Source organism: Pseudomonas graminis (genome assembly GCF_004364335.1).
GTDB lineage: Bacteria > Pseudomonadota > Gammaproteobacteria > Pseudomonadales > Pseudomonadaceae > Aquipseudomonas > Aquipseudomonas graminis_D.
The window spans coordinates 24002-39947 of the sequence record NZ_SOCR01000009.1; the positions used below are offsets into that span (position 1 = coordinate 24002).

The 15946-nt window shown below is 62.2% G+C and carries 13 protein-coding genes; 7 read left to right on the plus strand and 6 right to left on the minus strand.

The features are described 5' to 3' along the window. Position 1 precedes the first annotated feature (1 nt). Together EC919_RS17805 and EC919_RS17810 are read right to left on the minus strand one after the other, a co-directional pair. Complete coding sequence (locus EC919_RS17805) at positions 2 to 1444, minus strand: MFS transporter (protein WP_279587550.1); 1443 nt, start codon at positions 1442 to 1444, stop codon at positions 2 to 4. Then, positions 1387 to 2118: a GntR family transcriptional regulator gene (locus EC919_RS17810; protein ID WP_133775737.1), complete on the minus strand. Its 732-nt coding sequence runs from the start codon at positions 2116 to 2118 to the stop codon at positions 1387 to 1389. The genes EC919_RS17805 and EC919_RS17810 overlap by 58 nt, the downstream gene beginning before the upstream one ends. Positions 2119 to 3419: 1301 nt before the next feature. On the opposite strand from EC919_RS17810, the gene EC919_RS17815 reads away from it, so the two are divergent. Then, positions 3420 to 3854, plus strand: coding sequence for a GNAT family N-acetyltransferase (locus EC919_RS17815; RefSeq protein WP_133775738.1), 435 nt, complete (start codon positions 3420 to 3422; stop codon positions 3852 to 3854). An 18-nt stretch (positions 3855 to 3872) separates the two neighbouring features. Here EC919_RS17815 and EC919_RS17820 read toward each other — a convergent pair whose 3' ends face one another. Then, on the minus strand, positions 3873 to 4760 hold the full coding sequence (locus EC919_RS17820) for a DMT family transporter (protein WP_133775739.1): 888 nt from the start codon (positions 4758 to 4760) through the stop codon (positions 3873 to 3875). A gap of 570 nt (positions 4761 to 5330) precedes the next feature. Between EC919_RS17820 and EC919_RS17825 the strand changes: the two genes are divergently transcribed. After that, on the plus strand, positions 5331 to 7043 hold the full coding sequence (locus tag EC919_RS17825) for an amidase (protein ID WP_133775740.1): 1713 nt from the start codon (positions 5331 to 5333) through the stop codon (positions 7041 to 7043). Positions 7044 to 7112: 69 nt separating this feature from the next. After that, on the plus strand, positions 7113 to 7952 hold the full coding sequence (gene yghU, locus EC919_RS17830) for a glutathione-dependent disulfide-bond oxidoreductase (protein WP_133775741.1): 840 nt from the start codon (positions 7113 to 7115) through the stop codon (positions 7950 to 7952). Positions 7953 to 8392: 440 nt separating this feature from the next. Here yghU and EC919_RS17835 read toward each other — a convergent pair whose 3' ends face one another. Beyond that, the gene (locus tag EC919_RS17835) at positions 8393 to 9259 is read right to left on the minus strand and encodes an aldo/keto reductase family oxidoreductase (protein ID WP_133775742.1); all 867 of its coding nucleotides are present in this window, start codon (positions 9257 to 9259) and stop codon (positions 8393 to 8395) included. A 100-nt stretch (positions 9260 to 9359) separates the two neighbouring features. Here EC919_RS17835 and EC919_RS17840 point away from each other — a divergent pair, with 100 nt between their 5' ends. After that, positions 9360 to 10259 (plus strand): LysR family transcriptional regulator, encoded by a 900-nt coding sequence (locus tag EC919_RS17840; RefSeq protein ID WP_133775743.1) that lies wholly within the window; start codon positions 9360 to 9362, stop codon positions 10257 to 10259. Positions 10260 to 10436: 177 nt separating this feature from the next. Here EC919_RS17840 and EC919_RS17845 read toward each other — a convergent pair whose 3' ends face one another. Then, entirely contained in the window at positions 10437 to 10709 is a 273-nt protein-coding gene (locus EC919_RS17845) for a DUF2790 domain-containing protein (RefSeq protein WP_166650579.1), read from the minus strand. A 516-nt stretch (positions 10710 to 11225) separates the two neighbouring features. Here EC919_RS17845 and EC919_RS17850 point away from each other — a divergent pair. The 3 genes from EC919_RS17850 to EC919_RS17860 are packed head-to-tail and all read left to right on the plus strand — an operon-like array spanning position 11226 to position 15110. Beyond that, a complete protein-coding gene (locus EC919_RS17850; RefSeq protein WP_074893339.1) occupies positions 11226 to 11678 on the plus strand; it encodes a (2Fe-2S)-binding protein in 453 nt (150 codons plus the stop codon). An 11-nt stretch (positions 11679 to 11689) separates the two neighbouring features. Continuing rightward, positions 11690 to 13882 (plus strand): xanthine dehydrogenase family protein molybdopterin-binding subunit, encoded by a 2193-nt coding sequence (locus EC919_RS17855; RefSeq protein WP_133775745.1) that lies wholly within the window; start codon positions 11690 to 11692, stop codon positions 13880 to 13882. A gap of 10 nt (positions 13883 to 13892) precedes the next feature. Continuing rightward, positions 13893 to 15110 carry a cytochrome c gene (locus tag EC919_RS17860; RefSeq protein WP_133775746.1) on the plus strand — a complete coding sequence of 406 codons (1218 nt, stop codon included), beginning with the start codon at positions 13893 to 13895 and terminating at the stop codon, positions 15108 to 15110. A 61-nt stretch (positions 15111 to 15171) separates the two neighbouring features. On the opposite strand, the gene EC919_RS17865 is transcribed toward EC919_RS17860, so the two are convergent. Then, the gene (locus EC919_RS17865; RefSeq protein ID WP_133775747.1) at positions 15172 to 15567 is read right to left on the minus strand and encodes an ester cyclase; all 396 of its coding nucleotides are present in this window, start codon (positions 15565 to 15567) and stop codon (positions 15172 to 15174) included. Positions 15568 to 15946 lie beyond the last annotated feature (379 nt).

Consider the following 15946-nt stretch of genomic DNA (forward strand, 5'->3'; position numbering starts at 1 on the left):
GTCAGGCGCGGGCGGTGTCGCTGCGAGTGTCTGCCACGGCGCTGGCCGTGGGGCTGGCGTCCAGGCTGCGACCGCGGGTTTCCGGCAGGCACAACGCGGCAATCACGGCGACGCCATAGGCGATCCCGGCGTCGATGCCGATGGCCGAACCCAGCGACATCGATTCGCTCATGTGGCCCACCAGAAACGGGAAGACCGAGGACAGCACGCGGCCGAAGTTGTAGCAGAAGCCCACCCCTGCACCGCGCACGTCAGCTGGATAAAGCTCGTTGAACAGCGCGCCGAGGCTGGCCGGAATGCCGGCGGCAAAAAAGCCCAGCGGGAAACCCAGGAACAGCATCTGCGTGTTGGTCAGCGGCAGGAACACGTAGCACTGCACGGTGACCACGCAGCACAGGGCGAACAGCACGATGTTCAGGCGTCGGCCAATGCGGTCGATCAGAAAGCCGCTGGCGATACAGCCGCACCAGAACGCGACGATGATCACCGCCAGGTAGCCGCCGGAGTTGAGCACCGACAGGTTGCGTTCGGTTTTCAGGAAGGTCGGCAGCCAGGTCATCACCGCGTGATAACCGCCGTGGGCGCCGAGGCCGAGCAAGCCGCCGAGCAGCGTCACGCGGATCAGTTCCGGGCGGAAGATGCCGGCCAGTGATTTGAAGAAACTCTGCGGGATGGCATTTTCTTTCTGCAGGCGCTGGAAGCTGTCCGGCTCCTCGACGTTGCGGCGTACCCAGATGATCAGCAGTGACGGCAGCAGGCCGACCAGAAACATCACCCGCCAGGCCATGTCCTGGGGCACGAACGAATAGATCAGGGTGAACACGCCGACGGCCAGACCCCAGCCCACGGCCCAGGCGCTCTGCACGGTGCCCATGACCTTGCCGCGGTATTTCGGGTTGATGGTCTCCGCCATCAACACCGCGCCTGCGGCCCACTCGCCGCCAATGCCGAAACCCTGCAGCGCCTTGACGATCAGCAGCGAACTGAAACCGGTGACGAACGCCGACAGGAAGGTGAAGAACGAGAACCAGAGAATCATCCACTGCAGCGTGCGCACCCGGCCGTAGCGGTCCGACAGCGTGCCGCCGACCCAGCCACCCAGCGCCGAAGTAATCAGCGTGACGCCACTGATCAAGCCGGCGTCGCCTTTGCTCAAGGCAAACGCGGCGATCAGCGCCGGGATCGCCAGGCCGAACATCTGAACTTCAAGGGCGTCCAGCGACCATCCACCGAAGCAGGCCCAGAACGTCTTGCGCTCCCGAGGAGTGACGTGGCGATACCAGTTGAACATGTTTTTTGTCCTTATAAGGGTGAAGCGGCAGGTGGTGTAGAGCCTGTTCTGAGTGACGGGCTTGGGTGCAGATGTCTTGATGCCGACGGCGCGGATCAGCGGATGTCGACGCTGTAGCGGAAGTGGCTGGCATGGCCCCGGGAGCGGCGCCATTCCAGCGGTTGTCCGGCGTAGTTGCGCGCCAGACGTTCGATCACCACCACCGGGCTGTTGACCGTCACTTGCAGCAAGCGGGCGTGGGTCTCGTTGATGGCTTCGGCGGTCAGGGTCTCTTCGGCGTAGGCCACAACCTGACCGCACTGCTCTTCATAAATGGGATAGAGCAGCGGGCCCTCGCGGCTGAGGTCGATTTCCAGCAGGGTCTGAAACTGCACTTGGGGCAGCCAGATTTCCTCGGCGAGGACGGGCTGGGCATCGAGCAGACGCAGGCGGATCAGGCGAATCACCGGCGCGTCCAGGGGCAGACCGAGGGCGTGGGAAACGGCCGAGGGCGCGGTGACGGCTTCGATGGAGAGGATGCGGCTTTCGGGCACCTGGCGTTCGCCGGAGACGCTCTGAAAGCGGAAGAAGCGGAACAGCGAGGACTGGAACTGCGGCCGGCGAATGAAGGTGCCGCGGCCCTGTTGGCGTTCTAGGATGTTTTCGTTGACCAGCATGTCGATGGCTTTGCGCACGGTGCCGGTGGACAGGCAGTACTCGCTGGACAGCGCGGCTTCAGTGGGAATGGCTTCGCCCGGCCGCCAGCGGTTGTTGGCGATCTGTTCGGCGAGCTGGTCGCGCAGGCGTTGGTAAAGCGGCAAGCGGACATCGCTGGAAAGTCGGTTCATGGAGGCGCTTCGCTTTTGTAGTTATTTAGTCATCTATATGAATCTGCGCTGAGTATTGTCCCCTTACAAATAAGCGTCAAGGGTGGGGATGGGGGTTGGCGGATGAATGGCGGTTGGGAGATTGGGGTCACGTTGTTCAGGGGAACGCGGAAACGGCAGAGTTGTGTCTGCCGTCAGGGTGCGGGGAGCGCGGGGGTGATCAGGTCGGGGAAATTGTGGCGAGCGCGCCGATCATGAGGGTCAGGGCGAGAAAGCCGAACAGGAAGATTGCGAGCTTGGCCATGGGTTTCTCCTATGCAAGGATGAAGTACTAGGGATTCGAGCCGGATGGTGGCGACCGGTCGGGCTTTATCGGTCTGCCGGGAGTGAAGTGATTTTGAGGGGTGCAGCTGTTTCAGTACAGATTCAGGTGAGGCTTATAAATACAGATCAGATGAATCCACGCATACTTGAAGATCAAGAGCATCTGCCTAACGGCAGATCGTTTCGCCTTCGGCGAGTTACTTGATAAAGCCCCAAGTAACCAAGGGCTTGTGCTCCTGGTTTGGCCCTTCCTTCGTCAGGGTTCCTTCACTCCGGTCTCGCTCCGTGGGCCCGCGCCGAACGGACATCCATGTCCTGACGGCGCTCTCGCCGCATCCATGCGGCTCGACCCACTCCACGAGACCTGCGTTCAGCCTGCACCAAAGTCGCGCTTTGTAGCGTCTGAACTATCTGCGCAAGAAGATTAAAAGCGCGTTTAAAGCAGATCAAAAGCTTCCCGGCTAAAGCCGGTCCTACGGTCGTGGTTGCCGCACTTTCACTCTGATCGTTCTCACGCTCCGCGTGGTAACGTCGCCCCGAACGCTCCGCGTCCCGCAGACGACGCGCATTCAGGCTGGGAGAGGTGACGGCGTCACAGGATGCATCCCCACGCAGAGCGTGGGAAACGATCAAGGATCTCTGACACAACGCGTCATCGTAGGACCGGCTTTAGCCGGGAAGCCCTTGATCTGCTTGTGATCTGCTTCTGATTTTCCTACGCAAAAATTCCAGACGCCGCCAATCGCGACTTGGGTGCAGGCTGAACGCAGGTCTCGCGCAGTGGGCCGAGCCGCATGGATGCGGCGAGAGCGCCGTCAGGACATGGATGTCCGTTCGGCGCGGCCCCACGGAGCGAGACCGGAGTGAAGGAACCCGACGAAGTCGGGCCCAACCAGGAGCAAGCACCCTTGGTTACTTGGGGTGCTTTTCCAAGTAACTCGCCGAAGGCGAAACAGTCTGCCGTCAGGCAGACGCTCTTGATCTAATGAAGGTGCCCCATGACCACCATCCGCCCCATGACCCCGGACGACTACGACGCCGTCACCCAACTGATGCGTGACACTCCGGGCATTTCCTTGCGCGATGCGGACTCGCGGGAGTCCACCGAGCGGTATCTGCTGCGCAACCCCGGATTAAGCTTCGTCGCGGAGGACGGCTCACTTATCTGCGGCTGCGTGATGTCGGGCCATGACGGCCGGCGCGGGTATTTGCAGCATTTGCTGGTGCTGCCTGAGTATCGGCGGCAGGGGATCGGGCAGGCACTGGTCGAGCGCTGTCTGGTCAGGCTTGAAGCGGAAGGCATTCATAAATGCCACATCGACGTGCTCAAGAACAATCCGGCCGCGGCGACCTATTGGGCGAATCACGGCTGGCAGTTGCGGGTTGATATCCACCGCTTTTCCTTCACGCGTCCCGACAATGAAAACGCCTGAGGCCCGGTTAAACCCTGATCAAAGCGGGCTCGCAGGCGTCACGGGTTGGCGTCTGGCGTAAACCATCAAACCGCTGAGGAAAATGAGCCCTATGCCGAACATTGAGGCGGTGCCCGGGTAGTTGCCGAACAGCAGGATCCCGTAAGCCACGGCGAAGATGATTTGCAGATAACCCAACGGTGCGAGCACCGACGACGAAGCGTAGCGATAGGATTTAGCCATGAGAAAGTGCGCGCACAACCCCAGACCGCCCAGCACCAGCAGCAGCCCCACTTGCAACCAATCGGGCTCGGCCCAGTAAAACGGTACGATGGCGCTGAGGATCAGGGTACAGAACACGCCGACGTAGAAGCTGCACACCGACGGGCTGTCGGTCTCTCCCGCCAGTTGCGTGAGCAGTTGATACAGCGCGAAGAACAGCGCGGTCGCCAGGGGAAACAGCATCCACAGCGAGAAGGCATCGCTGGCCGGGTTGATGATCACCAGCACACCGACAAAGCCGAGCACCACCGACAACCACTGCCAGCGATCCGCCTTGATGCCGAATAGCAGTGGCGACAGGATCGTGACGAATGCAGGCGCGAGGAAAACCAGGGCCGTGGATTCGGCAATCGGCACATGGGTCAGGCCGAACAGGAAAGACAGGCTGTCGGCGAGCAGGACCACTGCGCGCAGCAGGTGCAGCCAGGGCCGCCGGGTGTGGAAGACGTTCGTGCCGCCGTTGCGCAGCAGCACGGTGGTCACCAGCGTCGAATGAACAAGGTAGCGGGCCCACGCGACGAAGATCACCGGCAGGGAAGAGATCAGCGTCTTGGAAATCGCATCATGACTGGCGAACATCAGCGCCACGCCTGCCATCAACCACATGCCGATGACTTGCCGGTGCGCGCCGTGATGGAGAGTCATTGCAAAGCCTGCCACGAAAATGATGCGCAGGAGTTAACCACAGAAGGCGGCCGCAGCGCTCCACGCACGTTAATCAGGCGCCCACGCACCTTGCCCAAGCGCGCCGCGTACTTAACCGCGGGCAATAAAAAACCCGCCTGAGCGGGTTCTTTTCTATCAACACCATTCCAACATCCTGTCAGTAGCTGTCCCGGCAAATGGTGGATCATCCATGACCTGCGAAGCACATCCAGCGCCTCGGTTGATGGATCCAAGGTTGCGCTTGTGGCGCTTAGCTGTACAGGGCGACATTGCCCGACGTCGTGTAAGCCTTTCGCCATAGCAGGTGTCCGGTGACTGTCCGGTTTAGTGTGTGGCCCGGTGGTGAACCCCTGTGCAAGCCTCGCGACAAAGACAGGGCGAAGGCATAATGTGCGTCACACGAATACGCCTGCCGATCTGAGCCGCGTTGCACACCCACGCCTCAGTCGGCTTAAAACCAGCCCGGCCCTGCCGCGCAACGGGAAGCGATATGCCCATTCTTGTTCAGACACCCTGCTCTCTACTCCCCGGCTCATGGTCGTCGCAGTCATGATCGAAGTCACCGAAGTCTCCATCGCGCAACTGCGCGCTGCCCTTGAAGCCGGCCAGACCACCGCCGTCGAACTGGTTCAAGCCTACCTCGCCCGGATCGCCGCCTATGACGGCGCCGACACCGCCACCGCACTCAACGCGGTGGTCGTGCGCAATCCCCAGGCCCTCGACGAAGCGCAAGCCTCCGATAAGCGTCGCGCGCGGGGCGAAACCCTCAGCCCCCTCGACGGCATTCCCTATACCGCCAAAGACAGTTATCTGGTCAAAGGCCTCACGGCTGCATCGGGCAGCCCGGCGTTTGCCGAACTGGTCGCTCACCGTGATGCGTTCACCATCGAGCGGCTGCGTGCCGCCGGCGCGATCTGTCTGGGCAAGACCAACATGCCGCCGATGGCCAATGGCGGCATGCAGCGTGGCGTGTATGGCCGCGCCGAAAGCCCCTACAACGCAGGCTTCCTGACGGCGCCGTTTGCGTCCGGTTCGTCCAATGGCGCCGGCACTGCAACGGCGGCGAGTTTCGCCGCCTTCGGGCTGGCCGAAGAAACCTGGTCCAGCGGCCGTGGCCCTGCGTCGAACAACGGCCTGTGCGCCTACACGCCATCGCGCGGGGTGATTTCGGTGCGCGGCAACTGGCCGCTGACGCCGACCATGGACGTGGTCGTGCCCTTCGCCCGGACCATGGCCGACTTGCTCGAAGTGCTGGACGTGGTGGTCGCCGAAGACCCCGACACTCGCGGGGACCTGTGGCGCTTGCAGCCGTGGGTACCCATTCCCGCCGTCGATTCGGTACGCCCGGCGTCCTACGCCGAGCTCGCCTCCAGCCCGCAAGCCCTGGCGGGCAAACGCTTTGGCGTGCCGCGTATGTACATCAATGCCGACCCCGAAGCGGGCACGTCCGACGCGCCCGGCATTGGCGGCCCCACCGGCCAGCGCATCATCACCCGCGCGTCGGTGATCGACCTCTGGGAGCAGGCGCGCCAGGCACTTGAAACCCAAGGCGCAGAAGTCATCGAGGTGGATTTCCCGCTGGTCTCCAACTGCGAAGGCGATCGTCCCGGCGCGCCGACGGTGTACAACCGCGGCATCGTCTCCAAAGAGTTTCTGCACCACGAACTATGGGATTTGACTGCCTGGGCGTTCGACGATTTTCTGCAGGCCAACGGCGACCCGAAACTGAACCGCCTGGCCGACGTCAACGGCCCGCTGATTTTCCCCCACGACCCCGGCACCCTGCCCAACCGCGAGGGCGATCTCGCCGCCGGCATGGATGAGTACGTGAAGATGGCCCAGCGCGGCATCACGCCGTGGGACCAGATCGACACCCTGGCGGACGGCTTGCGCGGCCTGGAACACACGCGGCGCATTGACCTCGAAGACTGGATGCAGAAGCTCGGGCTGGATGCGGTGCTGTTCCCGACCGTGGCCGACGTGGCCCCGGCCGATGCCGACGTCAACCCGGCCTCGGCGGACATCGCCTGGAGCAACGGGGTCTGGGTCGCCAACGGCAACCTCGCGATCCGCCATCTCGGCGTGCCCACCGTGACCGTGCCGATGGGCGTGATGGCCGACATTGGCATGCCCGTGGGCCTGACGTTTGCCGGGCGCGCGTACGACGATTCCGCCCTGCTGCGCTTCGCGTCGGCTTTCGAAGCCATCGGCAGCAAGCGCCAGATTCCGCCGCGCACGCCGCCGCTGTCATCCGCCCGTTAATCACCGTGTGGATCGGGGCTTGCCGCCTCGCTCCGTCACGCCAGAACTGACCCTCAGGAGATGTGTTCAATGAGCAAGGCACCCTACGTACCGCCTACCGTGTGGAAGCATGAAGCGCCCTCCGGCGGCCAGTTCGCCAGCATCAACCGCCCGACTGCCGGGCCGACCCATGAAAAAGTCCTGCCGGTCGGCAAGCACCCGTTGCAGCTGTATTCACTGGCCACGCCCAACGGCGTCAAGGTGACGATTCTGCTTGAGGAACTGCTTGCCCTTGGCCACACCGGCGCCGAGTACGACGCCTGGCTGATCCGCATTGGCGAGGGGGATCAGTTCGGCAGCGGCTTCGTCGACATCAACCCCAATTCGAAAATTCCGGCACTGCTGGATCGCAGCGTCGAGCCCAACCTTCGCGTGTTCGAGTCCGGTTCGATCCTGCTGTATCTGGCGGAGAAGTTCGGAGAATTGCTGCCGAAGGATCTGGCGGGCCGCACCGAAACCCTGAACTGGTTGTTCTGGCAGATGGGCGCTGCGCCGTATCTGGGCGGCGGCTTCGGGCACTTTTATGTGTACGCGCCGGAGAAGTTCGAATACGCCATCGACCGCTTTACCATGGAAGCCAAGCGTCAGCTGGACGTGTTGAATCGGCGCCTCAGCGAACGCCCTTATCTGGCCGGCGACAGTTACACAATCGCCGACATCGCCGTGTGGTCGTGGTACGGGCAAGTGGTGCGCAACACGGTGTACGGCGCCGCCGAATTCCTCGCCGCCCACGAATACACTCACGTCCAGCGCTGGGCCGAAACCATCGCGCAACGGCCCGCCGTGATTCGCGGCATGCGGGTCAACCGGACCTGGGGCGATGAAGCCACCCAAGTGCCGGAACGGCATGATGCGTCGGATCTGGATTGAGGCAATCCCCAGCGGCGGCTGGCGTCTCGACTTAGTGGGCCCGGCTTCAGCCGGGATAGCGTCGGTCGTCACGCCGCAGAATTTAGGGCGTTCATACCGGCCGCTTCCCGGCTGAAGCCGGTCCCACTCATGTGGCCACGACCGGCATTTGTTCTGCGGGGTTACGCCTGGCCGCTTCCCGGCTAAAGCCAGTCCTACTGTCAGCATGCATTCCTCCTGTGGGCACGACGCGATACCGTAGGAGCCGGCTTGCTGGCGAACGCGGTGCATCGGCTGCCATCTGTGCTGAACACGCCGACGTCTTCGCGGGCATGCGCGCTCCTACAGAGCTATTGCCCGACATCATTTCTGCGGTGTTGTACCCGACGCCTTCCCGGCTAAAGCCAGTCCCACTGACAGCACGCATTCCGCGAGTAGGACCGGCTTCAGCCGGGAAGGCGTCAGGCGCCCTGCCCGTCGAGTTCGGCGAGCATCTCTTGCGGGATCACCAGTTCGGCGGCGGTGAGGTTTTCGTGCAAGTGCGCCACCGACGAGGTGCCCGGGATCAGCAGCAGGTTGGGCGCACGCTGCAGCAACCACGCCAGCGCCACGCACATCGGCGAAGTTTCAAGGCGCGTGGCCACGTCCGACAGCGTCTGCGACTGCAAGGGCGTAAAACCACCCAGCGGGAAGAACGGCACGTAGGCAATGCCCTGTTTGCCGAGTGCGGCGATCAGGTGCTCGTCAGCCCGGTGGGCCAGGTTGTAGTGGTTCTGCACGCAGACCACCTCGGCAATGCTCTGCGCCTCGGCGACCTGTTTCGCACTGACGTTGCTCAGGCCCAGATGCTGAATCAAACCCTGGTGCTGCAACTCGGCCAGCGCACTGAACTGCTCGGCAATCGACGCTTCGTCCGGTGAATGCCCGGTGCCCCACGCCCTGAAGTTCACCACATGCAACGCTTCCAGGCCGAGATTGCGCAGGTTGTCATGCACCGCGCTCACCAACTCCGCCGGGCTGTTGGCAGGATTCCATGAAGCGTCGGCGCCTCGCGACGCGCCAACCTTGGTCACGATCAGCAGCTCATCGGCATAAGGATGCAGAGCTTCACGGATCAGTCGATTGGTGACATGGGGCCCGTAGAAGTCGGCGGTGTCGATATGGTTGACCCCGGCCGCCAGCGCTTCACGCAACACGGCGATGGCGCCAGCGTGGTCTTTCGGCGGTCCGTAAACGCCCGGCCCGGCCAGTTGCATGGCGCCGTAACCCATGCGGTTGACGGTGCGACCGCCGAATGAAAAGTGTCCTGCTTTACTGGCCTGGCTCATGGGTGACGCCTCGTGATCAAGAATGTGGCACGACTATAGGCGTTGACCGATGCGCCGATAATCAGGTGCAATCGGCACGGGTTGTACGAGCGAGCGGACAATGGCGACAGACATTCAGGATTTGCTGGCCTTCGTGGCCGTGGTCAACGCAGGCGGTTTCCGCGAAGGCGCACGGCTGAGCGGTAAGTCAGCGTCCAGCCTCAGCGATGCCGTTCGACGCATGGAGTCGCGCCTGGGCGTGCGGTTGCTCAACCGCACCACGCGCAGCGTCGTGCCGACCGAAGCCGGCGCGCGGCTGATGGAGCGGATTGTCCCGGCCCTAGGGGAAGTTGAATCGGCGCTGGACGTGGTCAACGATTTCCGCGACCGCCCTTCCGGCACGCTCAGGCTCAACGTTCCGGTCAGCGCCGCGCGCTTGATATTGCCGGCGATCATTACCCCGTTTCTGCAAGCGCACCCGGATATCCGCATGGAAGTGGTCACCGAAGAAAGCTTCGTCGACATGCTTGCCGCCGGCTGCGACGCGGGCATCCGCTACGACGACCGCCTGGAGCAGGACATGATCGCCGTGCCCATCGGCCCGCGCGTTCAGCGTTTCGCGACCGCTGCATCGCCGGCGTACCTCGACGGCCGGGGCCGGCCCGAGCATCCACGGGATCTGTTGAACCACAGTTGCCTGCCCGGCAAATTTCCCAGCGGTGCTATTCCGCTGTGGGAGTACGAGCGTGACGGGGAAAATGTTCGCGTCGACCCGAGCGGCCCACTGACTGTTCGGATTGGCGGCGCATTTGACCTCGCCGTGCAAACCGCCATCGACGGCCTGGGCATCGTCTCGTTGTTCGAAGACTGGTTGCGCCCCCATCTGGACAGCGGCGCACTGGAACCGGTGCTCGAACCCTGGTGGCCAAGCTTCAGCGGGCCCTTTCTCTACTACCCGGGGCGGCGCTATGTGCCCTCACCGTTGAGAGCCTTCCTGGACTTTATCCAGCGGCGAGCATGATGCTTATCCACGCCAAGGCATAAACGAGTCATTTAAATAAATCGGCTGCCAGCGCTAGTTCATGCCGATATATACAGCGAGTTGATCAGCCCGAATATTCAGGCAAAAAAAAACGCTGCATTCAATGCAGCGTTTCTTTTATAGCGTTTGTAGTTGAAGCCGCCAGGGCACTGGCAATCAACCATTTTGACGACCGTAACCCATGATGGTGTAGTCAAGGCTGTGGGTCACGCCGGCGTGGTCAACATAAACCATGGTGGATTGCACCGGACCATCAACTTTCTGTGGGTCCTGGGCGTTTTTGATGCTGATCACTTCAGCGACGTCGATGCCTTTGTGGCGGTTGTATTGTTCAACCTGGGTCAGGGGCTTTTGCTGGGTGGCTGGGAGTTCGCCGGCAGCAGCGAAAACACTCACAAGGGACAGGGCAGCGAAGGCTAATACTTTCATGGTGATTCTCCAGAAGTTCATTAATGAGTGATTAAGCAAAGCGCGTGTCGTTTGCTTGTGGGGTCATTCTGTTCGTGATCGGCGCAGATGATAAATACTTAAAATCGATAAGACCCATCACTGTCATTGATGCGCGATTTAATTACATCAACTTCAGTAATAGACTTTTGCGCATTCTGTTAACCCATAACTTTGTGCGCGACGGGTGGGCCCTGCGCAAATAGCCTTTTCTGAGCGGCAGATCCAGGGACTGCACTTTCCCGGAGCGCGTCATGTTGTCGCGGGCCATTTAACGGACCTCGGGAAATATTTTCCGCGCAATCAAACATTTCCAATGATGAACGTACTACCATTCATCCCGCTGACTCGTCCCGACCCAAGATGTCCGAGCAGACCTCTATAAAGCGCTGGCCACTGGCACGGCGCTATTTTTTTTAAAAAACCGAAGCCTTGATGCCGCCTCACGACTGCGCTCGTGACGCAGTGCATCAACCGTGATGACCGTCTGAGGTTGTGATGCAGAAATTGATGATTAACGGCCAGGAGCACGACCTGGATGTCGCCGACGACATGCCATTGTTGTGGGTCCTGCGCGACGTGATGGGCCTCACCGGTACCAAGTATGGCTGCGGCATTGCCCAGTGCGGCGTGTGCACCGTGCACCTGGACGGCCAGGCCGTGCGTTCATGCGTGCTGCCGGTCAGCGCCGTGGCGGGCCGCAAGGTCACGACCATCGAAGCAGTCGGCGAGCAGGCCGTGGGTCAGGCGGTACAGAAAGCCTGGCTGGACCACGAAGTCGTGCAATGCGGGTACTGCCAGTCGGGGCAGATCATGTCGGCCGTCGCGCTGTTGCAGGAACACCCCAAAGCCAACGACGAACAAATCGTCAACGCCATGTCGGGCAACCTCTGCCGCTGCGCCACCTACACCCGCATTCGCGCCGCCATCAAAAGCGTCAGCCAGGCCTGAAGGAAGTCATCATGTCCGAATCACAAACACCTGCCGCGATGCTCTCGCGTCGCGGGCTGCTCAAAGGCAGTGCGCTGCTGGGCGGCCTGGTCATCGGCACCTACCTGCCGGCGTCAGTCACCCGTAGCTTCGCCGCCGATCTGGTCAAGGGCGCGAGCCTGGGCGACAACGCCGAGCAAGGCTATGGCGCGTTCGTGCGCATTGATCACAGCGGCGCCGTCACGCTGATTTCGCCGAAGATCGAAATGGGCCAGGGCGTGCAGACCGGCATTGCCATGATGGTTGCCGAAGAGCTCGAAGTGCCGTTGAGCCAGATCACCATCACCGAGGCGCCGCCCAATGCAGCGCTGTACACCGACGCGCTGCTGAGCTTTCAGGCCACCGGCGGTTCGACCTCCACCCGCTACAGCTGGGAGCCCCTGCGCAAGGCCGGCGCCGGTGCGCGCATCGTGCTGATCCAGGCCGCGGCCATGCGCTGGAAAGTCGCGCCAAGCCAATGCCACGCCGAGAACGGCCGGGTCATCGGCCCGAACGGTCAAAGTGCCGGTTACGGCGAGCTGGTCGACGCCGCCGCGAAATTACCGCTGCCGACCGAGATCCCGCTCAAAGCCGTCAGCGAATTCAAGCTGCTGGGCAAACCGGTCCAGCGACTGGACACACCGAACAAGGTCAACGGCACGGCAAAATTCACCATCGACCTGCAAGTGCCGGGGATGCTGATTGCGTCCACCCTCACCTGCCCGGTTCACGGCGGCACGCTGCGCGGCGTGAAGAACGAAGACGCTGCGCGCAAGGTCCCTGGCGTGCGCGATATCGTGCGCCTGAACAACGCCGTCGCGGTGACGGCGAGCAATTTCTGGTCCTGCCAGCAAGCGCTCAAGGCGCTGGACATCGACTGGGACCTCGGCCCCCATGCCGGTCTGAACTCGGCACAGCTGGACAAATCGCTGTTCGACGCGAGCGCAGGTGATGGCGTGTTCGCGCACCAGTCCGGTGACATCGCCGGCGCGCTGAAAAATGCCTCCAGCCGCTTCGAAGCCATCTACGAACAACCCTTCCTGTCCCACTCCCCACTGGAGCCGATGACCTGCGTCGCCCATGTGCGCGCCGACGCGTGCGAGTTGTGGGTCGGCTGCCAGGCGCCGGGGATGGCCCAGGCGGGCGCGGCCAAAGTCTGCGGCATGCCGGTGGAAAAAGTGGTGATCCACAACCAGTTGATCGGCGGTGGTTTTGGCCGTCGTCTGGAGTCCGATTTCATCTTCCAGGCCGTGGACATCGCGCGCCAGTTGAGCTACCCGATCAAGCTGATCTGGAGCCGCGAAGAGGACATGACCCACGACCGTTATCGTCCGCACTACGTTGACCGCCTCAATGCGGCGCTGGACAAAGACCTGCGTCCGGTGGGCTGGGAGCATCGTATCGCCGGTGCTTCGGTGGTCGCCGCCTACATCGGCGCATTGCCGGCGGATGGCGTCGATGGCGATGCCGTCGAAGTGGCGAAGGACCCGATCTACACCCTGCCCAACCTGCAGGTGCGCTACATCCGTCACGACCCGGAAGTGATTCCGGTTTCGTGGTGGCGTGGCGTCGGACCGCTGCGCAGCACCTACGCCATCGAGTGTTTCATCGACGAGCTGGCGCACAACGCCAAGGTCGATCCGGTGAAATACCGCCTGGCACTGATGCAGTCGCAACCCCGCGCCCAAGCGGTGCTGACCAAAGCCGCGCAACTGGTGGAGTGGGACAAGCCACTGCCGGCCGGTTCCGGCCGTGGCGTGGCAGTGACGGCGGTGTTCGGCAGCTTCGTCGCGACCATCGTCGAGCTGGAGAAGCAAGGCGAAAAAGGCCTGCGCATCAAACGGCTGGTAACGGTCATCGACTGCGGCTTTGCCACCAACCCGACGTCCGTGGCGTCGCAGATGGAAGGCGGCACGCTGTTCGGTTTGTCGGCCGCGCTGTTCAACGAGATCCTGATCGAGAAGGGCCAGGTGCAGCAGACCAACTTCCACGAGTACCGGCAGATCCGCATGAGCGACGCGCCACCGGTGGAAGTGCACATCGTCGACAGCGTCGAGACCCCTGGCGGCGTGGGCGAAACCGGTGCCGTGCCGGCTGCGGCCGCGCTGGTCAATGCGGTGTACGCCGCGACCGGTGTGCGTGAGCGTCGTTTGCCGTTGAGCCGCTTTGGCTATTTCACTGTTTAAGGAGCGCGTCATGAACGTTTTCAACACTGCGCTCGGACTTGTGGCCGGTTTGCTGGCCAGCACCGTTTACGCGAGCGACACCCCGGCCATGAGCAAGGGCGAATACCTGACCCGCGCCGCTGATTGCGTGGCCTGCCACGTCGTGCCGGGCGGCAAGCCGTACGCCGGCGGGCTGGAATTCAAGTTGCCATTTGGCAGCCTGTATTCGCCCAACATCACCCCGGACAAAGAGACCGGTATCGGTAACTGGACCGACGACGAGTTCGTCGACGCCCTGCAAAAAGGCGTGGGCAAGGACGGCAAGCATTACTACCCGGCCTTCCCTTACACCTCCTACACACAGATGTCCCGCGAAGACATTCTGGCGATCAAGGGCTACCTGTTCAGCCTTGAGCCGGTGAAGCAGATGCCACCCGAAAACAAGATCTCGTTCCCGTTCAATCAGCGCTGGGGAATGATGTTCTGGAACGCGATCTTCGCGTCTAACGAACGCTTCGTTCCGGACAGCAAGCAGTCCGCTGAATGGAACCGTGGCGCGTATCTGGTGCAGGGCCCGGGCCACTGCGGCGAGTGCCACACACCACGCAACATCTTCCAGGCGATGAGCACCGGCAATTCCCTGGCGGGTGCCGAACTGGGCAACTGGATGGCCTACAACATCAGCTCCGACGCCAAATACGGCATCGGCGCCTGGCCGGACGACGCCATCGTCAGCTACTTGTCGAAGGGCTACGCGGCCGGTTTCGGCGGCGCGGGCGGGCCCATGGGTGATGCCGTCGAGCACAGCTTGCGCTACCTTGATCCGGCTGATCTGAAAGCCATTGCGGTGTACCTCAAGAGCACGCCGGCACGAAGCGAAGGCATTCCTCGGCCGAGCATGGCGGTGAACGACTCGGCGCTGCAAAAGGGGCTCGGCCAGAAGCTGTTCAACGACACCTGCGTGGCCTGTCACCAGATCGACGGCAGTGGCCGGCAATCACCGGCAGGCGGGTTGGCCGGCTTGAAAACCGTCAACGACCCCAAAGGCCGCAACGTGATGGCGACCCTGCTGGAAGGTCACACGCCAACCGCAGCACAGGTCGACCAGCGCATGCCGGACTTCGCGCGCAGTTACAGCGATGCTGAACTGGCTGCCGTGAGCACCTTCGTGCTGCGCCGGTTCGGTCAGAGCGACGGCGAGGTCAAAGCCGAAGACGTCGCCAAAAACCGCGCCAGCGCGTTGCATTGATGGATCGGTGGCGCGGCTGATTCTCCTGTGAGTCAGCCGTGCTGCCAGGCCATTGGGCGGTTCAGGTCTTCGGCACCTGCGCCGCCACCGCTGCCTTGTCGATCACCGACTCGACATTGACGATGCGCCCCGCCTCAAACGTGTAGAACACGTTCTCCGTAAACGTCACCCTTCTCCCGTTCACCGGCACCTCGAACAACTCGCCCACCGGCGTGCAATCGAACCTCAGCCGCGCGGCGATGTGCGGTGGCTCGGCGATCAGCAGATCGATGACAAAACGCAGGTCAGGAATGGCGCGGAAATCCCGCTCCAGCATCTGCCGATAGCCGGCCAGACCGACCCGCTCGCCGTTGTAGCGCACTTCCTCGCCGACAAAATCCCCCAGTGCAGGCCAATCCTGGCTATTGAGGCAGGCGATGTAGCCGGTGTAGGCGTCTTTGAGTGTCTGGTTGTTCATCGTTTCTCCCGTGGTGGGTAGTGACATGAATGTTAATTCAACTGAATGCACGCGACGCTTCGTAGGACCGACTTCAGCCGGGAAGAGGCCAGCATGAACACCATCAATTTTGCAGTGTGACGACTGACGCCTTTCCGGCTGAAGCCGGTCCTACTGAAGGACTGCGGTGTGTCAGTGTCATCGGAACACCCTCAGTGCCACTGGATGCACGCGACGCTTTTAGTGGGACTGGCTTCAGCCGGGAAGAGGTCAGTATGAACACCATCAAATTTGCAGTGTGACCGCTGACGCCTTCCCGGCTGAAGCCGGTCCTACGAGGTGACTGCGGTGTGTCAGTGTGATCGGAACACCCTCAGTGCCACTGGATGCACGCGACGCT